Source organism: Pelosinus fermentans JBW45 (assembly GCF_000271665.2).
Classification (GTDB): Bacteria; Bacillota; Negativicutes; order DSM-13327; family DSM-13327; genus Pelosinus; species Pelosinus baikalensis.
Genome location: NZ_CP010978.1, coordinates 4189843 through 4215404 on the forward strand (window position 1 = coordinate 4189843; position 25562 = coordinate 4215404).

At 36.8% G+C, this 25562-nt stretch carries 23 protein-coding genes; 6 read left to right on the top strand and 17 right to left on the bottom strand.

Annotated elements, in window-relative coordinates; all coding sequences use genetic code 11:
- Window positions 1-116 precede the first annotated feature (116 nt).
- Entirely contained in the window at window positions 117-389 is a 273-nt protein-coding gene (locus tag JBW_RS18535; protein WP_007960414.1) for a DUF4405 domain-containing protein, read from the bottom strand.
- A 470-nt stretch (window positions 390-859) separates the two neighbouring features.
- Here JBW_RS18535 and JBW_RS18540 point away from each other — a divergent pair, with 470 nt between their 5' ends.
- From JBW_RS18540 to JBW_RS18555, 4 genes are all read left to right on the top strand, one after another.
- Complete coding sequence (locus tag JBW_RS18540) at window positions 860-3499, top strand: phosphoenolpyruvate synthase (protein WP_007960412.1); 2640 nt, start codon at window positions 860-862, stop codon at window positions 3497-3499.
- A 259-nt stretch (window positions 3500-3758) separates the two neighbouring features.
- A complete protein-coding gene (locus JBW_RS18545; protein WP_007960410.1) occupies window positions 3759-4559 on the top strand; it encodes a hypothetical protein in 801 nt (266 codons plus the stop codon).
- 11 nt (window positions 4560-4570) lie between these two features.
- The gene (locus tag JBW_RS18550; protein WP_007960409.1) at window positions 4571-5698 is read left to right on the top strand and encodes an ATP-binding protein; all 1128 of its coding nucleotides are present in this window, start codon (window positions 4571-4573) and stop codon (window positions 5696-5698) included.
- A 6-nt stretch (window positions 5699-5704) separates the two neighbouring features.
- Window positions 5705-7105: a VWA-like domain-containing protein gene (locus tag JBW_RS18555; protein ID WP_007960408.1), complete on the top strand. Its 1401-nt coding sequence runs from the start codon at window positions 5705-5707 to the stop codon at window positions 7103-7105.
- A 388-nt stretch (window positions 7106-7493) separates the two neighbouring features.
- On the opposite strand, the gene JBW_RS25430 is transcribed toward JBW_RS18555, so the two are convergent.
- The 5 genes from JBW_RS25430 to JBW_RS18570 form a co-directional block, all read right to left on the bottom strand.
- Window positions 7494-7646, bottom strand: coding sequence for a hypothetical protein (locus tag JBW_RS25430; protein WP_007960407.1), 153 nt, complete (start codon window positions 7644-7646; stop codon window positions 7494-7496).
- 188 nt (window positions 7647-7834) lie between these two features.
- On the bottom strand, window positions 7835-8284 hold the full coding sequence (locus JBW_RS18560) for an OmpH family outer membrane protein (protein WP_007960406.1): 450 nt from the start codon (window positions 8282-8284) through the stop codon (window positions 7835-7837).
- Window positions 8285-8464: 180 nt separating this feature from the next.
- A complete protein-coding gene (locus JBW_RS18565; RefSeq protein ID WP_007960404.1) occupies window positions 8465-9283 on the bottom strand; it encodes a YcxB family protein in 819 nt (272 codons plus the stop codon).
- A 178-nt stretch (window positions 9284-9461) separates the two neighbouring features.
- Window positions 9462-9635, bottom strand: a complete 174-nt coding sequence (locus JBW_RS25435) for a hypothetical protein (RefSeq protein ID WP_007960403.1) — start codon at window positions 9633-9635, stop codon at window positions 9462-9464.
- A 128-nt stretch (window positions 9636-9763) separates the two neighbouring features.
- Window positions 9764-10474, bottom strand: coding sequence for an aspartate/glutamate racemase family protein (locus JBW_RS18570; protein ID WP_007960402.1), 711 nt, complete (start codon window positions 10472-10474; stop codon window positions 9764-9766).
- A 136-nt stretch (window positions 10475-10610) separates the two neighbouring features.
- Between JBW_RS18570 and JBW_RS18575 the strand changes: the two genes are divergently transcribed.
- Window positions 10611-11564, top strand: a complete 954-nt coding sequence (locus tag JBW_RS18575; protein WP_007960401.1) for a LysR family transcriptional regulator — start codon at window positions 10611-10613, stop codon at window positions 11562-11564.
- A 98-nt stretch (window positions 11565-11662) separates the two neighbouring features.
- Here the strand turns inward: JBW_RS18575 and JBW_RS18580 are convergent, their stop codons facing one another.
- Window positions 11663-12460 carry a nitroreductase family protein gene (locus JBW_RS18580; RefSeq protein WP_007960400.1) on the bottom strand — a complete coding sequence of 266 codons (798 nt, stop codon included), beginning with the start codon at window positions 12458-12460 and terminating at the stop codon, window positions 11663-11665.
- A gap of 175 nt (window positions 12461-12635) precedes the next feature.
- On the opposite strand from JBW_RS18580, the gene JBW_RS18585 reads away from it, so the two are divergent.
- A complete protein-coding gene (locus JBW_RS18585; protein ID WP_007960399.1) occupies window positions 12636-13205 on the top strand; it encodes a TetR/AcrR family transcriptional regulator in 570 nt (189 codons plus the stop codon).
- A gap of 329 nt (window positions 13206-13534) precedes the next feature.
- Here the strand turns inward: JBW_RS18585 and JBW_RS18590 are convergent, their stop codons facing one another.
- The 10 genes from JBW_RS18590 to JBW_RS18630 form a co-directional block, all read right to left on the bottom strand.
- Complete coding sequence (locus JBW_RS18590; protein ID WP_007960397.1) at window positions 13535-14437, bottom strand: IS3 family transposase; 903 nt, start codon at window positions 14435-14437, stop codon at window positions 13535-13537.
- On the bottom strand, window positions 14425-15108 hold the full coding sequence (locus JBW_RS18595; protein ID WP_045820631.1) for a helix-turn-helix domain-containing protein: 684 nt from the start codon (window positions 15106-15108) through the stop codon (window positions 14425-14427). The genes JBW_RS18590 and JBW_RS18595 overlap by 13 nt, the downstream gene beginning before the upstream one ends.
- A 357-nt stretch (window positions 15109-15465) precedes the next feature.
- Complete coding sequence (locus JBW_RS24195; protein ID WP_007954240.1) at window positions 15466-15615, bottom strand: hypothetical protein; 150 nt, start codon at window positions 15613-15615, stop codon at window positions 15466-15468.
- 118 nt (window positions 15616-15733) lie between these two features.
- The gene (locus tag JBW_RS18600) at window positions 15734-16969 is read right to left on the bottom strand and encodes a DUF3999 family protein (protein ID WP_007954238.1); all 1236 of its coding nucleotides are present in this window, start codon (window positions 16967-16969) and stop codon (window positions 15734-15736) included.
- A complete protein-coding gene (locus JBW_RS18605; protein WP_007954236.1) occupies window positions 16950-19472 on the bottom strand; it encodes a DUF2339 domain-containing protein in 2523 nt (840 codons plus the stop codon). Before JBW_RS18605 ends, JBW_RS18600 begins: the two co-directional genes overlap by 20 nt.
- Window positions 19473-19893: 421 nt before the next feature.
- Window positions 19894-21195: a pyrimidine-nucleoside phosphorylase gene (locus tag JBW_RS18610; RefSeq protein WP_007954234.1), complete on the bottom strand. Its 1302-nt coding sequence runs from the start codon at window positions 21193-21195 to the stop codon at window positions 19894-19896.
- 98 nt (window positions 21196-21293) lie between these two features.
- Window positions 21294-22472 (bottom strand): NupC/NupG family nucleoside CNT transporter, encoded by a 1179-nt coding sequence (locus JBW_RS18615; protein ID WP_007954232.1) that lies wholly within the window; start codon window positions 22470-22472, stop codon window positions 21294-21296.
- A 17-nt stretch (window positions 22473-22489) separates the two neighbouring features.
- A complete protein-coding gene (locus JBW_RS18620) occupies window positions 22490-22888 on the bottom strand; it encodes a cytidine deaminase (RefSeq protein ID WP_007954229.1) in 399 nt (132 codons plus the stop codon).
- Between the two features lie 166 nt (window positions 22889-23054).
- Window positions 23055-23744 (bottom strand): Crp/Fnr family transcriptional regulator, encoded by a 690-nt coding sequence (locus JBW_RS18625; RefSeq protein WP_007954227.1) that lies wholly within the window; start codon window positions 23742-23744, stop codon window positions 23055-23057.
- A gap of 352 nt (window positions 23745-24096) precedes the next feature.
- Window positions 24097-25407, bottom strand: coding sequence for a serine dehydratase subunit alpha family protein (locus JBW_RS18630; protein ID WP_007954225.1), 1311 nt, complete (start codon window positions 25405-25407; stop codon window positions 24097-24099).
- Window positions 25408-25562 lie beyond the last annotated feature (155 nt).

Below are 25562 nucleotides of genomic sequence, written 5' to 3' on the forward strand. Positions count from 1 at the left end.
CACACCCGTCACTTATTGTGAATACAGCGTATGTCGTAAATAATATGGCTTCATAATGACGCCCTTTCGCCGTGATCAAGGCACAAAATAGATAAATTACTAACAATCACCAATTTCTATTTTCTACCAATCTCTAAATAAGATAGCATTAGCTTTCTATTAAGGACAATATGTACCAATCCCGCTCCAATAAAGACAAATCCAACCCATTCATGAGCTTTTTTAGGATAAAACGGCATTTTTCCCCTCACTATTGATTTATCACCACCATGATTACCTAGCATTTGCTGCTGAACATTTTGAGGTTTGGGTACAACAGCCATCTGTACCCCCGATACAGATAAAATGATGAATGCGATCATCAATATAATGGATGTAATTCTTCTCATAATTCACTCCCACCTTTACATTACTAATTATAAATCAAAAATGTTACAACTTTGTTACGATACGTACTCTATCTGCCATGATATTCCCAGCTTTCAAGAATACATGCTATGAGTTTCCTGATGTAGTATGCCTTAGATTTTATAGATTAATTGTATTACAGTCTGAATAACTAATCAATTCATAAGCAGCAGCAATCATCTAGATATAGTTCTACACAGTGGCAGGCAAGTTGCACCCAACCATGCTTGAAAAAGTCGGGGCGAACATTCTTAACCAGGCAAATCAATTTGCTTAGAATACTATATAGGGCTTACTTGGCGAACCTTAATTTCAGTCATTCTTGTTTTTTAGTGATGAGTGAAAAACGAGTCCTACAAAACAGCAACGAATAGTTAAGAAAGCCAGCGGGTAAGATACCTATATTGAAAACAACTATAACCGATAAGGATATGCGAGGAGCAATTTGCTGATGACACCGTATGTACTTTTTTTTGAACAAATAGATCATCTAAGTCTTCCTTATGTTGGCGGCAAAGGGGCGAACCTGGGGGAACTAACGAAAGCAGGTTTTCCCGTACCCGGAGGATTTTGCATAACGACTTACGCTTATCGAGATTTTATCGCAACAAGTCCGAAAATGGATACGTTGTTTGCTGCGCTGAAAGCAATCGACCCTACCGATTTAAACCTCATTAGGGAATTGGGAGAACGAATTCGGACACATTTACAGCAGTTGACGATACCTGCGCAAATAAGGAACGAAATCATACAGGCCTGGACGAAGCAAGGACCAAATCATGCGTATGCAGTTCGTTCCAGTGCAACGGCTGAGGATTTACCCAATGCTTCCTTTGCTGGTCAGCAGGATACGTATTTAAACATCAAGGGTCAGGATGAGCTTCTGCATCATGTTCGCAAATGCTGGGCTTCTTTATTTACAGACCGGGCCATTGCCTATCGAGCCAAAAATGCTTTCGATCACTCTGAAGTCTATTTGTCAATCGTTGTACAACAAATGGTCATTCCCGATATTTCAGGAATACTGTTCACTGCCGATCCTGTAAATGGAAATCGTACTGTTGTTTCCATTGATGCCAGCTTTGGCTTAGGAGAAGCTCTTGTTTCCGGTTTAGTGTCGGCTGATTTGTACAAAGTAAAAAATGGTCGCATCATTTACAAGAAGATATCACAAAAAAAAGTAGCCATTTATTCTTTACCCGAGGGTGGTACTATTACCCAAGAGCTGCCCGCAGAACAGCAAGAGCTGCAAGCTCTGACCGATCAGCAAATTATCGATCTTGCTGCATTAGGAAAACAAATTGGCCAGCACTATGGTACACCGCAGGATATTGAATTTTGCATGGTAAAGGAGAATTTCTTTATCGTCCAGAGCCGCCCAATTACTACGTTATATCCTTTGCCGGAAATTCCTGAACAACCGCTGCGGGTGCTGCTGTCCTTTGGTCATGTTCAAATGATGCCGAATGCTATAAAGCCATTAGGCAGATCAGTATTACGTACGGCATTTCCCCCACAGGTATTTGTCGAGGCGGGCAGCCGAATCTATATTGATCTTACGGATTTTCTGCTGTCTAAAATAGTGCGTATCCTTTTCCCAAAGTTATTATCATCAGTAGACGAAGCCATGAGCCGCTCTCTTGGTGCTGTCGTCAAACGACCAGGAATTTTCGCAGGAAACCTTCACTCAAATACTCCAGGTACTGCGCGCAAAATAGCAGCCCCCATTCTAAAAAAGGCCTGGAAGATTCTGCGTACGGGTGATCCCCGGCTGGCTAAACCTAGGATCGAAGCCTACATGCAGGAAAAAATGCAGCAAACCAGGCAAGCACTCAGCAGCGTGGAAGGTACCGAACGACTAAAAGTCGTTCAACAGCAATTAGACGGTATGATGATAGACATTATCCAGGAGATTATCCCCTATGTTGTACCTGGTATACTTGCCAATAAGCTGCTGGAAAAGATGCTTGTCCGCTGGATGGGAGATGCAGCAGAGCTTCATAAGTTAAACAAATCCCTTCCCGGCAATGTTACCACCGAGCTGGGCCTGCAGCTTGGCGATTTGGCAGATCTACTGCGAAAACTTCCCGAGGTAGAAGAGTATTTAAAAACTGCTGATGATCAAACATTCTATACCGGGCTTGCTCAAGTTGCTGGAGGTAATACCTTTAGACACGCCTTTGAAAAATTTATTGATCAATACGGCATGAGATGCCCAGGCGAAATTGATCTGACAAATCCACGCTGGCGTGAAAAGCCAACGCAGTTACTGTCTGCCATATTCAGCCATATGCGAAGTGTAAAGCCAGGTGAACACCGCCAGCGATTTGCCGAAGGCGAAAAGGAAGCTGCAGAAGCCGTTCTGCGTGTTCTAAGCCATGTGAAAGACAATCATTTCAAATTAAAACTGTCTACCCGTTTAATTGCTGTATTTCGCTATTTGGGCGGACTTCGGGAACATCACAAATATTTAATGAGCATGATTTTAGACGAATGCAAAAAAGCAATTATGGCTGAAGCCAATGAACTTGTTACAATGGGGAGACTAGAGCAGGCTCAAGACGCCTATTTCCTAAGTTTAGAAGAACTGATACAAATGAGGCAGGGCGATTTTAGCGGTAACGCAGCTGCATTGGTTGCGAAACGCAAAGAACAGTATCAATGGCATCAAAATCTAAAACCGCCCCGCATAATGACCAGTGAAGGTGAAATTATCATTGTTCCTCCTGATAGAAGGAATGTTCCTGAGGGTACGCTGATTGGCAGTCCTGTTTCCGCTGGGACTGCTGAAGGCATCGCTCGGATTATCCTAAGGCCGGAAAATGCTGTGCTGCATGAAGGAGAAATTCTCGTTTCGCCCCAAACGGATCCGGGCTGGACCCCCTTATTCCAATCGGCTAAAGCCATCGTCACTGAGGTTGGAGGGTTAATGACCCACGGTGCTGTTGTCGCCCGAGAATATGGTATTCCGGCAGTAGTAGGGGTTGATGATGCCACGACGCTCATTAAAGATGGCGAAAGGATACGGGTGGATGGCGATCAGGGTTTTGTGGAGATTCTGAAGCAGCCAAGACCGCCCGCTTTGAATTGACCCCAAAAAGTTGGACATATTCTTTTAGACAACTACAGAGGAATGAGTTCTGAAATAATCTACAGGACTCGTTCCTTTTAGTTTTTAATTTATGCGGCTTTTTTTATATGTCAATCACTATTATTTCAGTAGCATTTCATAGAACCTTTTTTTATACAGTGGTATAATTATTCTATTTAGATTAACTTAAAAAGCATTATTAATGATAATAAGTAATAATTACATATAATGAAAATAATGACAGAAGGAAAGTAACATTATGGAAAAATCAAAGCTTATTGAAATGATAAAGAATAATCCTAATGCTATAGCATATATAAATAATCCTACAGATGAGATGAAGTTATTGGCTATAAAAAAAAATGGACTTGCGTTAAAATATATAGATAATCCAACTAGTCAGATGCAAGAATCAGCTATGGACAATAACGCTCGAGCGATTGAATTTATAAATAACCCTACAGAAGATATGATGATAAAAGCTATAAATGATGGATGGATTAACTTAGAGTATATTAAAAATCCAACCGATACGATAATTAAATTAGCGATAAATCAAGCTGGATGGGCTATTAAATATGTTAATAATCCAAGTGAAGAATTGCAATTATTAGCTGTAAGAAAAAATTACGATTCAATAAAGTTTATAAAAGAACCTTTTGAGCGTGCACAAGAAGAAGCGGTAAAAATAAGTTATGATGCATTAAGATATATAAATTCACCTACACATAATGCAGAGCTTATCGCTATCAAGAAGGATGAGAGGGCTATTAGGCTTATAAATGACTTAGATAAAAATAAGATATTAGAATTTTTGAAAGTAAATATTTTAGTGATTAAATATGTTATGAAAGAAATATCTAAAAATGAATTAGAGCAAGTGTTAAAAGAAGCACTATCAAATGAAGATGTGGAAGAAAAATATGTTAGAGATTATTTAAATAGTACTATAGATAAGAATAGTGATATTATGCTAATGGACAAGATGATGTTTATTTATAAATATGGAAGTAAAAAGGCAAAAAAAATAGCTGTAGATGAAAAGCTAAAGCTGAAATAGGTGGAGATATAATGAATTTTATAGATACATTAAAAAGTGTTGATTTAGTACTAGCGACTGGAGAAGTACCTTTAATCGTTGGCGAAAGTGGCATAGGAAAGACAGCTTTAGCCAAGGAAATTGCGAAAGATAACAATTGGAGTTTAATTGTCATTGATGGGAATCTCCTTAAAGAAGGTGAAATAGGTGGTCTTCCCACTATAGAATCTTATACAAAAGCTAATTCTAAAGGAGATAAAGTTGAAAAGAAAACTACAGTATATACCATTCATAATAAGTTAAGGGAAATTGATGAAGAAATAGCGGAGCAAAAAACAGTTCTTTTATTTATAGACGAAATCAATCGTTGTGAACATACAGTACAACAGGAACTTATGAATTTAATATTAAATAGAGAAATTAATGGATATAAGTTACATGAAGATGTAAAAATAGTGGCCGCTATGAATCCTTCAAGTAAATATGGTTCGGATTTTGATTACCAAGTTGTAGATATGGATGTAGCGCAAGAAAATAGATTTGTATGGTTACACATGGAACCAGATTATATTCAGTGGTTAGATTGGGCAATACATATAGGAATTGAGGAAAAGGTTATAGAGTTTATCTCAACCTTCCCAGAATATTTGCATAAAATAAACGAAGATGATATAAGAGCAACTCCAAGAAGCTATGAAAGAATTTCTAGCATTTATAAAATTTATAAGGAGAAAAAAAATTCAATACCTAGATCCGTGTTTTTAAATGTTATCAAAGGAAATGTAGGGAAATTCATCGCAGAAGAATTTGTTAGCTTTGTTGAATCCGATTATAGTTCACTACTATCTTATGAAGATGTTTTTTCAGGAGATTCTCTTCATCAATTTATTATAGATAGAGTAAAAAGCGAAAGTCATACAAGGCTATATCTATCCGCAAAGAATATTCTAAAGAACTTAGAAGCAAATATAAAAAATGGTGATTATGACTCAAGTTATTATATTGACAGACTGATTGAGTTTTTGCAACTATATCCTGTAGATTTAATGATAGGAATCATGAAGGATATTAAAAATAGTTATACTGAAGTATACAAACATGCCATAGAAAATGAAGCCTTTGTAGAATCATATTTTGAATCTTATAATTTAGTAAGGTGATAATGTATGGAAACTTATTTTGAAACCCTTGTAAAAGGGCTTTATGAAAAAGCAAATAAAATGATTACTATTTTTTTAAGAGAAAATCATAAAGATGGTAATTCTAAAATAAATATACCAAAAGATTTTAAAGAAGAGTTTTTTAGCCTTGTAGATAAAGTTAATTTAAGTCTTATGGAAGATAAAGATAATTTCTATGGATATTTTTTGTTTCAAATGTCAAGAGAAATAAGATTTGATATAAGCAGTCCTACTGCTGTGAATTTTAAAGGTTCTAAATATGTTGTCTATTTTAACCCCATAATTTTTTTAACTCTTACTATAAAACAAATGGAAAGTACAATTAAACACGAAATACTCCATATCGTATCTATGCATTTAATAAGAGCAAAAGAATGTAAGGTTGAATATGGAACATTAGCTGTTAATATGGCAATGGATGTTGTAGTAAATACATATTTAGATCATCTGCCCCCCTATGCTACAACTTTAGAATGGGTAAATTTAAATTATTCTTTAAAACTCTTGCCTTTTGAATCCTTCGAATATTATGCAGAAAAAATTCAAACTGCCATAGATTTACTAGAAGAAGATGCAGCAGAAGATGATAGTAATAAAGATGAAAAAATAGAAACTGATTATAATCCTGAAAAAACTCATGACATTTGGGAAGATTCTAGTGATATAGATGAAAAAACGCTTAAAGAATTTACTGAGAAGTTTATTGATGATTCGCAAAAAGGCAATATTCCAAACTATTTAGCAAGTATGATATCATCACTTAAAAATAGCAAGGCTGAATTACCTTGGAATTTATATCTTAAGAGGTTAATGGGAACTGTTGAAAGTAATCAAAAGAAGACTATAACAAGAAGAAATCGAAGGCAGCCTGATCGATTCGATTTAAGAGGCCAGCTTAGGAGTCATAAAGCAAAAATTGTTATTGCCCTTGACATAAGCGGAAGCATTAGTGATGAAGAATTTAATCAAGCCATTAAAGAAGTATTCAATATAGTAAAAAATGTTAATCATGAAATTACGATTATAGAATGTGATAGTGAAATTAGACGTGTGTATAAAGTCAAATCTGTAAAGGATATAAAAGATCGAATGAATATAAGAGGAGGCACTAAATTTACTCCAGTTTTTGAATATGCTAATAACAATAAGGTTAATTTGTTAGTGTATTTTACTGATGGCAAAGGTGAAGATAAACTTCTATCAATACCTAGGGGATATAAAACGTTATGGGTTATTTCCGGGAGAGGAGATAAGCTTTCATTAAAAGAACCTTATGGAACAGTTAAGAAACTTAATACTATTGAAATAAAAGATAATACATTATATACGAATGATCTTATGAGAGATGGATATTCAATGAATAACCAAGAAGTAAGTCACGTTTGAAGGCAACCTACACAGATTTAAACCTATGTGAGTCCCCCCTCAGGAAACATCGATTGAAGAAAGTTCATGCTGCTTGACGAGTGAAGTAAAATTCTCTACAATTATAATCATTTGAAAAACTTCTTTTTTGCAAATAAACTAAATCAAAATGGTATGAGGAGCAAACAATGACAACATTAAATGCAATCATTATGGAAGTAGGTAAAGATCCTGCTGTCTACAGCAATAAAAATTTACAATAAGATCCTTTGGTGATCCGTCTACTGAAACAGAGACAGGTATACTGAAACAGTGGGACAGGTACATTGTTTTCCTGTCCCACTGTTCATATCACAAAACAAAAGAAATCCTGCTAATTCATTTCTAGAAACACACCTTGTTCCATTTCTTAATGTAAATCTTTTTTCAGCAGTCCCTGAATCGCTTTTGCCAATTCCTGCACAACCTCCGGCGGCGGCTGTTCTTTAGGGTACTTCTTATCACCTACAATCCAGCCATCTTTTGTCGCATGAAATTCTTGTTTTTTCTTATCCTCTGCCATAAAAACACCCCTCCTTCCACTAATACATACACAGCCCCAAGGCGACGACTCTACCGTCTCCTCCTTCTTGAAGGGACTTTTAATTGCGCCTTCACTACAAAAAATCAGTGCCTCATTTAATTCTGCAAAAACAGAGAGATCAGCGTTTTTTTTGACCGTTGACCTCTTGATTAGTTGGATAACGCTTTTTATTTTGCCACGATCTTTTTCATTACATCATCAGTTATATCCTGTTGGCCATAAACTGCAGCTCCTCTGTCTACGACAATAGTTAAACCTTTCGACTTCGCCACTGCCTTAACAGCATCATTTATTTTATTTTGAATAGCTTCTAAAAGATTCTGCTGCTTAATTTGAAGTCCTCGCTGTAGTTGCTCATAGTATGATTGTTTTTCTTGATCGTTCATATTAACTGATTTGGTGTCAAAGTTGGTTTTTGCTTGCTCAATAGCATCGTTCATCGCTGTTTGGGCTTTTGCTGAATCGGGATGCTGTTTCACTAGGAGTTGATAGTTTACTATTCCAACTGGAAATGCAGCAGCATAGGTAGTGCTGGTATTAGTAATGGTGATTATACTGAAGAGTACGAAGGCTGCTAGAAAAATATTCATAAGTTGCTTGCTGTTTATTTTTATCATCCGGTTATTCCTCTTTTCTCGTTGATTTTAAAGGGCAATTATACATTAAAATTATCCTATTTATCATAATATAAAACTCCAACAGATGCATCTATCTAATGATATAGAATACTCTAGATCTAGACTACTCATAAGCGTTGTAGAAACATTATCAATACTAGTTAGCATAAAGTAAGAAAACTAACTTTTATGGAGCTGCCAAACACGATAAACATAATAGTCTGCAACCCCAATTACTACGACCATGCAGATAAAAGCTAAAAATGCTATGAAGACTTGGGTAAATTTAATACGATGTTTCGGTAGAAACAATCCATATAACCATCTGAAACATTGAATAACAAAAGTTATTCCTGATCCAAAGGTTAATATCATCAAGATAAGCTGTACCAAAGTTACAATACTATGTCTCATGGAATAGCCGTCACTTAATCGCTGCCCGCTAACATTAAGTGTTGCAGATAGAATAACTGTCGTAATATTTAACAGTACACCAATTGCTCCGTATTTTAAAAAATTCGTCTTTATAAAAGCCTTGGTACCCAAGTTATCTTTAATTAGTCCTTCTAAACGGAAAACTTGTGTTACTGTTATTCGTCTTTTGGGAATTATAAGCCCTGACGATCTTCCCGTCATAAAAAATATCATGTTTCGGCTTTGCTTTACACCAAATAGTTCATCCCATCTTACATTGGAATTGCTGCTACCATCTACGCTAATAATTTCTATCCCATCGGATGTAATTTCATAAACTACTTCTTTTTGATCCAACTTATTTGATTTAAATTGTTTCTTTATATTTATTCTTTTGTAAAATTCCAAAATAGCAAGGATTAAAAGAATATAGGCTATACCAGAAATATCATTAACAATGATATTTCCTATTATTGCTGAAAGAAAAAAGCCATAGAATCCATAAAGCCATTTTTCATTAGACAATCTGTAAAAATGTTGATAATCTTGTAATTCCAATTTGACTGGCACACGAATTGTTTCCATACACCTTCTCCTATGCAAATTATAGATAAGGATCGCCAATCCATTATACATCGAATTCACACTGCATTCCTCTCCCGAAAGATATAGATTCCATTTTTTCTTTTTAAAATAACAATTCACTAGTCCCTTTCCAGTCAAGACAAAGAAAAAAGGCACCCTTTACAGAGTACCTTTAGCTCTATTCTTCAGTTACCTTCAACATCTTCAGAAATTCATTCATAGAATACGATTCTTCCTGATCTGGTTTATCATCGAACCTTACAAAAACCTTTGACCCATCTATATTCGTTATCGTTCCGTTATGACAGGTATTAAAATAGAGAGATACTTTTGAACCAACTTCAATAAGCATACGAATGGCCTCCTATTCATTTGCTACTGCCTGTTGTAGTACTTGTTCAAGTAGTCTTACCTGTTATATTATTGCCCTGTTTTAGTTTCTTTAGCATTCAGTATCGTAAAGATTTCTTATGGTTTCGCCTAACATGTTAACCTATTTAATAACGGCTTCTCAACAAAACGGATTGCCGCCGCAGCTAATACTGAGGTGGGGTCAATTGACGGTCGTTCAATATGAAATAGTTCAAATGCAACCGGAAGCTCTGTACAACCCAATACCAATATTTCTGCCCCTTTCTCAAAAAGCTCGTCGATTGTTCCATAAAACTGATTAAGATTGATATTCCTATTTGACGCCTTTATTCCATTATAAATAACATCCATTACACTCATCTGCCTTTTTGGCGAAGGAATCACCAAATCGATTCCCGGGTCCGCTAAGGCCGTATGATACACTCTTGACTTAATGGTCCCATCGGTTGCCAGTAACCCAATTTTTTTTATTTTTCTTCTTTGGATTTCCTGCACCGTTTCTTTCAACATATTTAAAAGTGGAATATCGAAAAAGGGCGTAATCTTATCATAAAAATAATGCGCTGTATTGCATGGCATAATTAATACATTTGCCCCCATGGACTGCAGTCTAACGCCGCTTCTCACCATTTCGGGGATGGGGTCCTTTCCCCCTCCTAATATGGCTTTTGTCCTATCCGGAATATTAGTATTACAATCTATACAAATATGGATATGTTCCTGGTCACACTTGGCATCCGTCATATCTATAATCTTCTTAAACAAATCGCATGTAGCTAATGATCCCATACCGCCAATAATGCCGATTGATTTTTGCATGATACCTTTCCCCCTGCTTATAACAATAACTTCAATGATTCCTTATTTGATTTCATTATAAATTTCAACTACAATAGAATCAAATACATATATCAGTATAAACAATATAATCATTTGGTTATAACAAGGAGGCGTCATGTTTAAAGGAAAAGAATATATCTATGAAGTATACAAAGAAAAAAGCTTTTCAAAAGCAGCACAAAATCTCTATATCAGCCAACCAGCGTTAAGTGCTTCCATCAAAAAAATTGAAAAGCGCCTTGGCTGTTGTATTTTTGACCGTAGCAGTAATCCTGTTCAATTAACAGAAGCCGGCACCGAATATGTAAAATCCATAGAAAAAATTATGGATATTGAAAATCGGTTTGAAAACTATCTCAGTAATTTAAACCAATTAAAAACAGGACGCCTTTCTATTGGCGCAAGCAATGTATTTGCTTCATTTATTCTTCCAGCAATCATCACAAAGTTCACCAATAAATACCCATCTATTAAAGTAAATCTAGTCGAAGCCAATAGTGCTCATTTAGAAGACCAGTTATTTTCAGGCGCACTTGATTTTGTAATTGATAATTACCCCTTGAACGAACTAATCTATGAAAAACACTTATTTTGCAGCGAATGTCTTATTCTAGCCGTTCCTCAAGAATTTTCTTCAAACTGTCTTGCTCAAGAATATCAGTTAACAATCGACGATATCCGTCAAGGAATGCACTTAAAACCAGCGACCAAGCCCGTGCCTTTATCGTTATTTACCAATGATCCATTCATTTGTTTAAGGGCTGGAAACGACACGCGAATGCGTACAGATAAAATTTTCCAAGAACAAGGCATTACACCCAAAATTATTTTGGAATTGGATCAGTTAGCTACAGCTTATAATGTTTCCTGTTACGGCATGGCAATTACCATTATTAGCGATACCTTAGCTCAAAAAGCAAACGATTCTTCAAATATGCTATATTACAAAATAAATAGTACTCACACATTCCGCAGCGTGTTCTTCTACAATAAACAAAATAAATATATCACCAAAGCCATGGAAGAATTTATAAAAATAGCACAAAATACAGATGGAAAACACCACTAGAAACATTCCTCTTTTGGCAACTTTAATTACCAAAAAAAGGAACGCCCCTAACTGTCACTATTATGAATTCAGAGTTATTGCTTCAGGAAAAAACTGCGTTACATTATGAATGTAGCATCTAGTGAATTTCTATCTACTAATCTCGTATATTGATACTTAGGATAACCAACCATAACTGCACCAACTACCGTTTTTTCGTCTGAAATATTGAATAAATCAGATAGCGGTGAATTTTCAATAGCTGCAAAATGTTCAAAAATACCAGCCCAACAGGTTCCAAGTCCTAATGAAGGGGCAAATAACTCCAGATAGGTTAAGCATGAAATAGCATTATTTTTAGCATATGGAAAATTCTTGTCTGCAATAGCTATAATTAAATTTGGTGCGCCGCGGAAAACTGAATCAAGTCCTTTTTCCCTGTAACCTATAATCGCTGCTTCTATTAAATGCCTTACAGGGGATTTTTCTGCCATCTGAATAGTTATTTCAGCAGCTTTTTCAAGTAGTTGTTTATTTTCTACGATAACATAGGATATACCCTGACTATTAGAGGCAGTAGGAGCTAGTCTAGCGATATTCACTAATTTTGATAAAATTTCTCTTGATACAGGCTTGTCATGATAATTTCTTATAGAACGACGAGATCTTAAAAAATGCTCTGCCTGGTGCGGATTTAACTTAGGAAAATTATTAGCATCAACTTGTAGCGACAGTGGTGCTTTCTCGTTATCGATTGCAGAATTAGGACATATTGCAACACAATGTCCACAGGCATTGCAATTGGTGCTTGCCACTTCTTCCGGCCCTTTTTCTCCCATCTGTAGAACATCTACTGGGCATTCTTTAATGCAAAGTCCACATTTAATACACCTTTCGTTGACCGTTATTAAGCTCATTGTAGTCATCTCCTTAATAAAAATAACCAACAAATGTTGAGTTTTGAACATTTGTCTAATATAATAGTAGCAACGCTGTTAACTGAAATCAATGAGTAAAACAGCCACATATGTTGATTAATAAACAAAATAGATAAAAATGTTCATTTATACAATAGTAAGGAGAAATTCTATTATGGATAGGCGTATTGAAAAATCCAAGCAAGCCATTATGGATGCTTTTACTAAACTGATGTTGGAAAAAGATTTTGAAAAAATTACGATTAACGAAATTGCAGAATTGGCAAATGTAAATCGGGGAACTGTATATTCGCACTATGTAGACATATTTGATTTATTAAATCAATGCATAGAGAATCACTTAAATAAATTATTTGAGAATTGTCAGCCAAGAGGCAATGATAACAGTATTTCTGGTAAAGATTCGCTTTGTAAAACATTTAAATATCTAGAGCAAAATGCTTTTTTCTATTCAAAAATGCTAATGAGTAAGAGTATTACTGCCTTTAGAAACCGATTACATGCTTTGATGGTAAAGAGTGTTGAAGAACAACTTGATATGAATGGCATCAATACAGATGTGAATAGGGAAATCATGGTACAATATTTTGCTTCGGCAACCATCGGTGTAGTTGAATGGTGGATTACAAATTCAATGCCCTATTCATCAGAATATATGGCAGAACAGTTATTGTCTCTGATGGAGAGATATCAAAATGTCACTGAACCCCTTACAAGAAGATAATTCGACCCCACTGTTTATAAACCCCACACAAGCAAAAAGCCACTATTTATCAAAAACAATAAGTAGTGGCTTTAATTATATCCTTATACACAGGATTTTTCTCCTGGCTGGTTGCATATTTTTCAATCTATGGGTATAATATAAGAAAAGGACTGATGTGCGCAAACACACCAGCCCCCACAGGCTGTCTAACCGGAAAATGGTTAGCCCAAACGTTAGTGATTAGAAATAACCGCCGCTATTTGTGAAGTGCCCCCTGTCAAGTAGACAGTATAAAAAACAAAAAGTTTTATGATGTCAATCATTGAGTTGTGGTTGGCATCATTTTTTTATGCGGCTGTATTCAAAAGATACTGTCTGTACTCTAGTGGAGTCATACAGTTGAGCCTCTTTTGATATCGATGATTATTGTAGTACTCTATGTATTCACAGATCGCATCTTCCAAATCGTCGTAGGAACTGAACTTTTTAAGATAATACATCTCTGATTTCATCATTCCCCAGAATGCCTCCATAGGACCGTTATCGATGCATCTTGAGACCCTGGACATGCTTTGTGTCATGCCTGCATCAACAAGTTTCTTATGGAAGCGCTTGCTTGTATACTGAAATCCCCTGTCACTATGAAAGAGAGGGGATGCATCCGGATATTCTTTGTGAGCGATATCAAAGGTCTTAAAAACAAGTTCATTGTTGTTGGAATGACCAAGAACAAAGGCGACAATGCTTTTGTCTCCTAAATCCAGTATTGCGCTTAAATATGCTTTTCCTCCAATGCCGTACTTCATCTCTGTCACATCAGTAAGCCATTTTTCTCCAAAGTTATTGGCTGAAAACTCTCTGTTCAAGATGTTTTCGGCGGTGATTTCAGGTGTGGAATGGATATATGTCTTTCTTTTTTTGCGGCATACGGACTGAATATGTAAAATCTTCATTAATCGGTAAATCCGTTTGTAATTCAAAGTAAGGTTGTATTCACGGTTGAGTTTGATAGTCATTTGACGGTATCCAAGAATACCATCACGTTCTTGATAGGCCTCTTTGATCAGTGGGATTAACTTTGTATTAAATAGCGCGTTAGCATTCGCTTGTCTATTTCGCCATTTGTAGTAAGAAGATCTTTGTATACCTGCAATATCACATAGCTTCTGTATTGGATAGTTTTCCTTCTCATAAAGCTCCTGGATTGCCTGATAGATCGCATCGTATTTTATTTGGCTTAGAACCGCCACCTTTCTATTTCTTCCAACTTTTTTAAAAAATCGATCTCCATTTGCTGCCTTTTGTTCTTAGCTTCAAGAAGTTTATTCTCAGCTCTCAATTTTTCAATCTCGGACATTTCGTCCAGCGTCTTTCTTTTGCCACGTTTATCTTGCAGCGCTTCTACGCCATTTATTTCGTATTTGGTTGCCCAACTGTAAACCTGCTGGTAGGACACCCGATATTTTTGTGCGGTTTCCGCATAGTTATTCTGGTGTTCGATGCAATATTTAACGATTTCCACTCGTTCCTCATAGTTGGTTTTACGACCTTTAGTCATGATAGGTACTCCTCCCGTTCCAGAAGATTTTAACTTTTCATGACTATTATACTTTGAAATCCAGCTTCGCAGTTGACGGGTTGATTTAATTCCGTATTTTTTACAAAGGTCCATATGAGAACCACTACCAGATAGATAATCCATCACGACTGTTTCTTTCAACTCCGAAGAATAGGATAGGTTTTTCGAGGTTTCCTGTAGCCCTTCTGGTCCTAAAGACTGATACCTTGCTAACCATCGCCTAATGCTTGTATTGGCCACCTTTAATTGCTTTGACAGATCGTTCATGGAGTATTCATTCCGTAGGTACTTTTCAACTGCATCAATGCGTTCTTCATATGAAACCGTAAATTTGCTCCCCATAAAAAAAATATGCTCCTTCCTTGCAATAGACAGTTTTATTATTTCAACTGTCTATTACAAGGGGAGCATATCATTGAGCAGGGGCGGTTATTTCTTTTTGGTCGTGACCAATACCATGAGCGTGGCAAATGCGACAGCAAATGTCAATGCTTCATAAATAGTCATCTTACCACCCCCTTCCCTAAAAGGAAGGGGCTAACCGTCCCCCGAGCAGCCTGTATAATTAGTATAGCATATTTTCCCAGAGATAAAAAAGATAATTTTTACTACTATTGAGAGACAAATGTACAGGTCCCTTGATTTATAATAGCTATTTTTGTTTTCCTTCTAAAGCAGCAATCTTTGCCTTCATGGTTTCTAAATCCTGATTTGCCCCAATGCTTCTACAAAGTTCCCCCAAATATTTAGTTGGTCTTCGTTAAGCTTGTCAGATACTATTATCGCTAGTAAAGCTGCGAGCAGTACTTGCTGCTCAGAATCAAGAGAAAAGAGAATTGATTCTTCCATGGGCAACCCACCTGAAACATTTTATAAACTATATGATGACACTAAGCAATGGATAACTTAATTTTCCTGTTTGCTAAAGATTCAAGGGACGGCACATCTGCCTCCTCACTGAGAGTAATCACTTCTTTACATTCATCCTTGATACAAGTAATGCGATTAAGAATATGGATATAATCACGATAATACCATTAAATACATATTTAATATTCAACGAGCTAGCAGGCGGCAGGGTTCTATGTTCTTCTTCAATAATTCCTAGCTTGGAACTATCTTGCCGTTCTTTTTCAATATATGTTTTTTGCAGTTCAATCTCATACTTAGGTTTTGTGGCTTTATCATTACCAAAATGCAGCCGATAGGACGCATTGCCACTACCAGGAAAAACTATTTTATCGATATAATACTCTATTTTTATAAACTTTATATCTAGAGGACGATCATCTCGATTATCAATTTTTATTGTAATTGGCGATGCAGAAGTTGGAGTCTTGCTTAGATCAATATTAGTACCTGAAATCTTCACATTCTCAAGCTGAAGGTTATATAGTTCGCCACTTTTAAGAGGAGCTCCATTCGGATTATCACCATATAATTTATAATTTCTTTGAAAATTCCCCTCTGCCTCTATGACTATTTGTTTTATTTTTAATTTCTTGTCATTAAAAAAGGTAATTACCGAATCCGTTTTATCGGTTTTAATATCAAAATTTACTTGCGCCATTTTGAAATAACTACTCCACTGGCTATCAGTATACTGATCACTAAGATTTACATTCGTAAGAGTGATGTCCTCTGGATTATCCAGTACGACAATGCGGTAATATGTATATTTACTTTTATGACCTACCGCAACTTCTTTTTTTTCTCGTTCTTCCGTTTTAAACACATAGTCCCTGCCAATATAAGACCACTTATCCCCATCATTACTACCATATATCTCAATATACTTTAAAAAATTCTCTTTAGGCAGTTCAAAAATAAGACTGTTACCTGATACATCAGTATTATTTTTTAAAGGAATGATCTGAACATCAATATAACTGTCATTATTCTTTTTAAAACGCTCTACTACTTCGGACTTATAAATAATTTTATTTTCCCGAACGATACTGAATCCATGCTGAATGTAAAATGGTATATACTCACCTTGCTCATCAACAATCCGCAGATCAGCAAGGCCTGGTGATGCATGTTCATAAATATCCTCAGTTACAAAAAACGTTTTATACTGATTGTTACCTTCACAATAAATCGGCGCGAAATAGTTCCAGGCATTCATATTTTCTGCTGCGAAAACTGGCATAACAAACATCCATGTCAGAATAACCAGCAAACTACATCTTGCGATCATCATCTCGTCCCTCCGCGTTCGCTCTTAATTGTTGATATAAATAAGATATACCCAATAATACAAAGCCAAAGACGAAATAAGCAATGATTTTTTTTAGAGAGTCCAAAAATATTAGATCAATAAGGAATAATTTTATCGTAGCAAACACGGATAAACCTAAACCAAATCGTCTCGTATAGATATAGTTTTTTCGGAAGCCATATACAAGAGAACCAAGGGCTGCTAAAAGACATACCAAGCTAGATAAAAAATGACCCCCGCCCAAATGAAACTGCTTCGTTAGTATAATCGTAACATTGCCAAGCAGGTATATAATGATCCCAAGCGGATAAATCTCTAGATTGATGTGTTGCCTTTTAATAATAGAAATAAGTAATTCTCGTACTACCACGAGCAGCAATAAGTTAAATATGATGAGTACTGTAATGGCACCATATTCAGCAGCACTAACTTTCTCAATATTTTTCATAACCGGAATAAATAAATTAATCAGAGTGCACAGCAAAATACCAAAGAGATAAAAAACGATACTAAACCCTTGAATGACTTTATTATAAAGTAGTGGAATGCGGCAAATAAAATATCCTAGAGTCATATTAATGATGGCCATCAATAATGTCTTATAAAAATCAAAATGGTAACCATGCGGCATCCAGGCATTATATATTTCTCCGCCAATATACAATAAGTAAATCCATACATTGATGATGGTAAAATATTTAAAACTCATCGCAGTATCCCAGAACTTACCGTATTTGGCCATCCCCTCCTTCTGACTATCCCGCAAATACGCCGCCGTAACCAGGATGGTTCCTAAAGTAATTGCTGTAAACCGATATGTAAAATATTCCACATTGCCTAGTGGCAACATCCGCAGCCAATCTCCTAGGTAAAAAGCTCCCAAGCAAAGACCAAAGATTACCCAACCGGCTTTCTCCATCTTTTCTATTTGATATGCAAGGCTGTACACGATCAAAATTACACTTTCCACCAGCCACCCCATCGACATCCACTGAATGCCAAATTGGAATGGAATCATTAATACCGCAAAGGTCATGGCTGTTGCATAAAATAGCAAACAACCATTTTTTTCATTTGGGATTTTCCTGTCAATTAACTTACCTACTGTAATGTAAATAAGGCAAAAGGCAAGTGCCAGCACCCCTTGATAGTCCACTAAGCCTGCTTTGCCAAATAGACCATACAAAATTACACAACTGAGAAAGGTGTTAGCGCCCATCAACATGAGATCAACTCTTTTAATTGCCACTGCATATTTCAGCGGATAGGCAAGCTGCGTAATCAAATGAGTACTAAAAGTTAGCACCGTATATAACATAGCTACAAAAGCATTATCCGCAATAAACACTAGATATATTAGAGATGGAATATGAAACAACATGCTCAGATAATTGAGAGCATCCCATTTTTTCCAAAACGATACTCCTAGTACCGACAAATTTAATAGCAATAAGTACCCCATCGCAATATAACAAGCTTCCCCTCTAATTCCAAAAGACATTAGATAACTGAAAAAGGGAAGATATCCGCCAATCAGTCCTAGAGAACAAATTGTTTTAGACTGATATCGCACTGCTAATACAACCGTTGTCAGCGTAATTAGTACCGACATAAATAGTCCGATATGAATGTCAATAATATGCAGCAAAAAGTAGCTGTAAAAAACAGCGCCATATAAAATAGATACACCGCCACCTAGTAACCCATTCCCCAATACATCTTTCCCTTTTCGATAGAACCATTCTCCACCTACTAAGAATAAACCGCCGAGCACGAAAAACGAAGCACCCCGCATATAGTCATTGAACCAGGTCGAATGCACATATTTTGCTGCAGCCCCTACCCCAAATAAAATTAAAATAATGCCTATCTTATTAATGCAATTTAAACCAATTTTCATTTCGGTTTCATTTTGTTTAATTCGCTTTTGAATAATCTCCTCTGATACACCCTCTGTAGCTAAAGCGTCAAACTGCGTCTTAAATCCAGTAGTGAGCCCTACCGCAGCATCATTAAGTTCTTTCCGATGCTCACGAATTTTCTCGCCAAGTGCTTGAGACCATTGACTGATTTCAGCTGCAAACATTTCTTTCTCATGCCCTAAGTTATCCATTGCCGTACTTCTTAACTGAGAAATTTCTTTTTCTGATTGGCGCTCAAAAGCCATGAGACGATTCTCACAATCACCGACTGTATTTTTAAAATAGGTGTCTAATTTCTCTCGTGAAATCTTTAATATATCTAGTTTTTCATCTAAAATCTGTTCTTGCAGGCTAATTCTTAACCTTTCATTTTCCACCTTTATACTCTTATATTTAACTTCTAGCTGATCAAGTCGCCCCTTACACTCTATTAACTCCTTCTGCAACTCTTCATTTTGACTAATTAATCCGTCGGACTCATACTCTGCTAGCAACGTTTTATATTCCTCTAAAACGTTATCTTGATTTTGTTTGAGAATCAATAATTTTTCTTGAAAATTCAAAGCCATTCCCCTCTCATACAACTATCACTAGAATCTCTCGGGGACGATTCCACCGATTCGATTCTGCCAGAAATTCATAAGTTATAAATTCCATAATGGATAAAAAATCCTGACCCCATTGCTTATTAACTCAGTAGAACCGTCCCCTCGATTACTTCCTTGCTCTACTCAAATGCTCTTTTATAGAATAAATGGTTTTCAAATTTATTACCTCTAGCAAAAGGTATAGATTCCCATATTTATTTAAAAATAGCAAAAAAAGAACCGCCTCTCCCTGAAGGAGAAAACGGCAACGAGATTACGACCTGAACGAACGATGCCTTATAATGCACATGGATGGTTTGCACATCAAAATCGCATAGATGGCTCAGGCGAGTCAATCCAATAGTTAAAACCTTCAAAATGTTAGCTAAAAAATAATTTATGCCGTTATAATATCATGAATTAACTGCGGCACATCAGCTTTGTCTTCAATATATATGTTTTGATAGATTTTTTCTATGACCTCAGTTACCACTTCTTGATTCGCATGAATCGTTACCAATGACTCGTCTTTGCTGACTTTATCGCCAACTTTTTTATGCAGGACAAGACCAACCGCCAAATCAATTTCCGATTCTTTCGTTGCTCGTCCTGCTCCAAGTAGCATAGCCGCTGTTCCGATAGCATCGGCTACGATTCTGGCTACTACTCCATCTTTTTTCGCGGGAACTTCAATGCGATAAGCTGCTTGTGGTAATTTTTCTGGATGATCAACCACCTCTGGATTGCCACCTTGGTTTATGATAAACTCTTTGAACTTTGCCAAAGCTTTCCCATTTTTCATCACGTCTTGCAGCATTGCTTTTGCCTCTGCTAAAGAAGCGGATTTTCCTGCCAAATAGGACATTTGACTACCTAATACTAGGCAGAGTTCTTCTAAATCTTTCGGACCTTTTCCCTGTAAGGTATCAATTGCTTCTTTGACCTCTAGCGCATTACCAATCGCAAAACCTAACGGTTGACTCATATCTGAAATCACTGCCATCGTTTTCCGACCAACATTATTGCCAATTCGTACCATGGCCTGTGCTAACTCTTTCGCATCTTCCTCAGTTTTCATAAAAGCACCAGCGCCAGTTTTGACATCCAAAACAATAGCATCTGCGCCTGCTGCGATCTTTTTACTCATAATCGAACTAGCAATCAAAGGAATGGAATTGACGGTAGCCGTCACATCACGCAAAGCATACAGCTTTTTATCGGCTGGCGTTAAATTACCACTCTGTCCGATAATGGCAATTTTATGACGATTTACCAAGTTGATAAATTCCTCTTTCTCAATCTCCACATGAAAACCAGCAATCGATTCTAATTTATCAATCGTACCACCCGTATGACCAAGTCCCCGTCCCGACATCTTAGCCACAGGAACGCCGACAGCCGCCACGAGCGGTGCAAGCACCAAAGTAGTCGTATCACCTACACCGCCAGTAGAATGCTTGTCAACCTTGATTCCTTCAATCGCTGACAAATCAATCGTATCACCAGACTCAACCATTGCCATTGTTAAATCAGCACGTTCTCTCTCGGTCATATCTTGAAAAAAGATTGCCATTGCCAAAGCACTCACTTGGTAATCAGGAATCGTACCTTTTGTATAACCTTCAATAATAAAGTAAATTTCAGCTGTTGTTAGCTCTTTTCCATCCCGTTTTTTTTCAATCAAATCTACCATTCTCACAGAAATTCTCTCCCCTCGAATTAGCGTAACTCATGCACACGTTTAAACGTCATAGTTTCATATCTCATTATCTTCAACCGTCTTTTTATTCTATTATACTAGAAAAAGAAGCCAGAGACAGTAGCTGATAGAAGACTAACCAGACTTGCTCCATAAATAAGCTTTAAGCCAAAGCGAGCAACGATGTCCCCTTGCTTTTCTTGTAAGGCTTTTACCGCCCCAGCTATAATGCCTACCGAGGAAAAATTGGCAAACGATACGAGAAAAACAGAAACGATACTGACAGTTCGCGCTGAAAGCTCTGTACTTTTTCCCAGATCCAACATCGCAACAAATTCATTAGCTACCAATTTCGTTGCCATAATACTACCTGCACCCACTGTTTCCTGCATCGGTATCCCCATTACAAACGCAAGCGGAGCAAAAACAAATCCTAACATTTGCTGAAAGGTAATTCCGAAAACTGATGCAAAAATCCCGTTTACCATGCCAATTAACGCTACGAACCCAATCAACATGGCTCCTACAATAACTGCCACTCGAAAGCCATCCATAATATATTCACCCAGCATCTCAAAAAAGGATTGCTTCGTTTCTACCTCCACTTCCAAACTATCCTCCTGCGCTGTTACTTCATAGGGATTGATAATGGATGCAATAATAAAGCCCCCGAATAGATTGAGCACCAATGCAACCACAACACACTTAGGTTCAATCATTTTCATGTATGCTCCAACAATCGACATAGACACAGTAGACATTGCTGAAGCACACAACGTATATAAGCGATGCTCAGGCAATAATCCAATCTGCTTTTTGACCGAAATAAATACTTCAGATTGTCCTAAAATTGCCGATGCCACTGCATTATAAGATTCCAATTTTCCCATGCCATTAACCTTACTTAAAACAATCCCAATATATTTTATGACAAAAGGTAAAATTTTAGTATATTGTAAAATGCCAATTAACGCAGAAATAAAAACAATCGGCATTAAAACACTAAAGAAAAATGCTACTTGCTCACCTTTCGCAAGTCCACCGAAAACAAAACCAATACCTTCCATAGCAAAAGAAATTAAAATTGAAAAAATAGCGGCAAAACCACCGATAAAGAATTCTCCAATCTCGGTATTAATTAACACAAAAGCCAATAAAAATTGTAAAACTAACATGATAAAAATAGACTGATAGCGAATTTGTTTTTTACTACTACTTGCAGCATACGCAAGCAAAAACACCACGAGTAAACCTACTATTGCTAATAAATAATTCATGATATCCCCTTTAGTTATTATTTTTTATCCATGTCACTTGACTTAAATGAACCGGGTAATAGTTGTTCCATCGTCCATACTTCTATATCACCATGTAAATTAGCCAAATAAATTTTGGTATCCCTTGTACAAAACTCAGACAATACTTGCCGACAAGCACCACAAGGCGAAACGGGATCTTCTGTATCGGCAATCACGGCTAACGCTTCAATTTTATGCTCGCCTTCGGAAATTGCTTTAAAAATTGCTGTACGTTCTGCACAATTGGTCAATCCAAAAGATGCATTCTCAACATTACAGCCACGATATATCTTCTGACTATCACCAACTACCGCCGCGCCTACCTTAAAATGTGAAAATGGTACATAAGCATACTCTCGCGCTTCTCTCGCCGCTTGAACTAATTTTTCTTTCATGCTAGCTAACCTCCTATAAATCATTTTTTCTTATATTGCTTATTATTTTTTATAACAAGCACTTTTTAATATTCACTTGATACCGTTTCACCCTGCATTGACTTCACGCCAGAACTAGTACCAATACTTTTATTTTTAGTTTTGTAAAATGTAAAATTACTGCTAACTATTTAAAATTCTGAATTTCAAGAAGCAAATTAGCATACTGACCTTTACTAATATAAATTTTTCCGCTTCTCACAAAAACCAATCCGGCACTGTTCAGTTTATCAACACATCTATTAATCGTTTTTACACTTACCCCTATTTCATCCGCAATCTGTTGTCGTTTTTTATCAATGAGCAATACATCGATATTCCCTTGGTTTTCTTGATAATATTTGATAATATAAGTCTGGATTTTGCGTATGCCTGACAAGAAATTAGCGGTTCCCGTTTTACTTGCCGTAGAATACATTTTCTTAGCAAGAATTTGGGATATTTTCAACAAAACTGCATGATCGCACGCAATCCATTTAGCAAAGTCTTTAGCAGTAATCATCAGTACCTTGCAATTATTAACAGTTTCAACCGTACTAACGTATTCCATTTCACCGGCTAAAATCTCCAGTTCACTAACAAAACTAATAGGTCGTATTCGCTCAAAGATATAAATCCGCCCATTTTCAAATTCATTAATGACCTTCAATTCACCGCCAATAAGAATATAGGCATATTCTACCTTTTCCCCCTTTTTTAACAAAGTTTCCCCGGCAGGTATTTTTTTCAAAGAAACTTTTGCCCTTATCTTTTCTGGCATTCCGATTAGCAATTCTTTCAATTGAGGCTCACTAAATAAAAAATCATCAAACTGCATGATTAACCTCACAACTTTCAAATTATATCTTTACACTCGCAGAATTATGAAAAATAGTTTTCTTTTTTAAATAGGATATTTTTTCTATTTAAAACTTGGCTCACCATCATTCTAATTGTTCTAATAATCTTTTAAAAGGTCATATGTCCTTTTTCTGAAATTTTAGCATACTTAAATTCTCATAACATGTAAATATTTACTTTGATATAAACTTCTTTCTACCACAGCATTTTCATGTATAAATCACCTGCAAGATTAGATAACAAAAAAACGCCCTGCTCGACACAGGACGTTTCGGTTTCTTTTGGCGTTTCACTTACTTATTAGATAAGCTTCACCAACGCTCAACTTACTATTTCTTTTTCAACATAATTTGTAAAATCTGTTCATCCGTTTGACTCATGCCTTGGCAGGCTAATTCGCCTAAGTTTGCAATGGATTGATCTACATCATTGGCAACAATTCCTTCATATTCTGTAACCCGTATGCCTTCGAGTGCCATTAGTACAGCCTTATAAGCAGCTGTAGCTGACGTAGATACTTTCATGGCACAGCTATTGGAAGCGCCATCACAAATGATTCCGGCTACATCACCGATCATATTTGAAATAGCCATACTGACGGTCTCAAAATCACCTTTCAATAACCAAGACATTCCGGCGGCAGCTCCCATAGATGCTGTAGTTACGGCGCACAGTGCCGATAATTTAGGAAGTTTGTCATGAATATAAATCGCCATCATATGGGATAACATTAATGCTCTTATCAGCGTTTCTTCATCGGCTTTTATATGCTGGGCGACTACTATGATAGGCATTGTTGCGGCTATGCCTTGATTACCAGAACCGGAATTAGTCATTGCCGGCAGGGTTGCCCCCCCCATCCGAGCATCTGAGGCAGCGGCAGTACGCATTAATATCTGAGTGAACAGACTGTCAGATAACAAGCCTTGATATATCTGACGATTCATGGTTGCACCAATATGCAGCCCGTATTGTCCATCCATACCTACTTTCGACAGTGACTCATTCAGGGTGGCGGCTTCACGGATAAAGCTAATCATTTCCAACGGTGCTTCTACTGCAAAATTATATACATCACTAGCTCGAACACCAATTAAAGAGTATTTATCCATGTCAACTGCTATCGTATTTTGTGGCTCATTTTGAAATACGATCTTACCATTTTCCTCAATAAGCACTACGTTGGTATGGGCATCAGCAATGCAAACCCGTACCCAATCCTCGCCGTGGATAACCCGTGCTTCTGAATAGAGAATATTAGGTACATGTGCAATGGAAAGTTGAACACGATCTTCTGCAATCATACGTTTACCAGTCACAATCTGTTCAGGCGTTAGTTTTTTCAGAACCTCCAGCTTGCCTTCAGGATCGCCACCAAGAGCACCGACGGCAGCAGCAATTAAGAGTCCTGTGGTGCCAGTTCCCGGCACAGCAACTCCCATGCCATTTTTCATCAAATTTGCTGAGACCTTAGCTTCGATTCTTTCCACCGGTTTTGCCAGTCTCTGTGCGGCAATGGCTGCCGCCAACGCTAATGAAATTGGCTCTGTGCACCCTAAAGCAGGTACGACCTCTTTTTTTACCGCTTTGATAAACTCCAACCACAAGGGATTGACTGTTACAGACGATAGTTCCTTCATATTAATCTTCCTCTCATTTTCATAAAATAGATTAGTCACCAGTGCAAGAATGCCAATCCCTATCCAAATAAATGATCCGCTATCTAATTATTATTGCAAAAAGCATGCCAAAAATAATCCCCCGAAAATCGGGGGATTCATTCTAATTTTTCTCA

Bases quoted from the DNA above. Each gene is read 5' to 3' on its own strand.
- JBW_RS18535 (WP_007960414.1), bottom strand. From the start codon at position 389: ATGAGAAGAATTACATCCATTATATTGATGATCGCATTCATCATTTTA.
- JBW_RS18540 (WP_007960412.1), top strand. From the start codon at position 860: ATGACACCGTATGTACTTTTTTTTGAACAAATAGATCATCTAAGTCTT.
- JBW_RS18545 (WP_007960410.1), top strand. From the start codon at position 3,759: ATGGAAAAATCAAAGCTTATTGAAATGATAAAGAATAATCCTAATGCT.
- JBW_RS18550 (WP_007960409.1), top strand. From the start codon at position 4,571: ATGAATTTTATAGATACATTAAAAAGTGTTGATTTAGTACTAGCGACT.
- JBW_RS18555 (WP_007960408.1), top strand. From the start codon at position 5,705: ATGGAAACTTATTTTGAAACCCTTGTAAAAGGGCTTTATGAAAAAGCA.
- JBW_RS25430 (WP_007960407.1), bottom strand. From the start codon at position 7,646: ATGGCAGAGGATAAGAAAAAACAAGAATTTCATGCGACAAAAGATGGC.
- JBW_RS18560 (WP_007960406.1), bottom strand. From the start codon at position 8,284: ATGATAAAAATAAACAGCAAGCAACTTATGAATATTTTTCTAGCAGCC.
- JBW_RS18565 (WP_007960404.1), bottom strand. From the start codon at position 9,283: ATGGAAACAATTCGTGTGCCAGTCAAATTGGAATTACAAGATTATCAA.
- JBW_RS25435 (WP_007960403.1), bottom strand. From the start codon at position 9,635: ATGCTTATTGAAGTTGGTTCAAAAGTATCTCTCTATTTTAATACCTGT.
- JBW_RS18570 (WP_007960402.1), bottom strand. From the start codon at position 10,474: ATGCAAAAATCAATCGGCATTATTGGCGGTATGGGATCATTAGCTACA.
- JBW_RS18575 (WP_007960401.1), top strand. From the start codon at position 10,611: ATGTTTAAAGGAAAAGAATATATCTATGAAGTATACAAAGAAAAAAGC.
- JBW_RS18580 (WP_007960400.1), bottom strand. From the start codon at position 12,460: ATGAGCTTAATAACGGTCAACGAAAGGTGTATTAAATGTGGACTTTGC.
- JBW_RS18585 (WP_007960399.1), top strand. From the start codon at position 12,636: ATGGATAGGCGTATTGAAAAATCCAAGCAAGCCATTATGGATGCTTTT.
- JBW_RS18595 (WP_045820631.1), bottom strand. From the start codon at position 15,108: ATGGGGAGCAAATTTACGGTTTCATATGAAGAACGCATTGATGCAGTT.
- JBW_RS24195 (WP_007954240.1), bottom strand. From the start codon at position 15,615: ATGGAAGAATCAATTCTCTTTTCTCTTGATTCTGAGCAGCAAGTACTG.
- JBW_RS18600 (WP_007954238.1), bottom strand. From the start codon at position 16,969: ATGATGATCGCAAGATGTAGTTTGCTGGTTATTCTGACATGGATGTTT.
- JBW_RS18615 (WP_007954232.1), bottom strand. From the start codon at position 22,472: ATGAATTATTTATTAGCAATAGTAGGTTTACTCGTGGTGTTTTTGCTT.
- JBW_RS18620 (WP_007954229.1), bottom strand. From the start codon at position 22,888: ATGAAAGAAAAATTAGTTCAAGCGGCGAGAGAAGCGCGAGAGTATGCT.
- JBW_RS18625 (WP_007954227.1), bottom strand. From the start codon at position 23,744: ATGCAGTTTGATGATTTTTTATTTAGTGAGCCTCAATTGAAAGAATTG.
- JBW_RS18630 (WP_007954225.1), bottom strand. From the start codon at position 25,407: ATGAAGGAACTATCGTCTGTAACAGTCAATCCCTTGTGGTTGGAGTTT.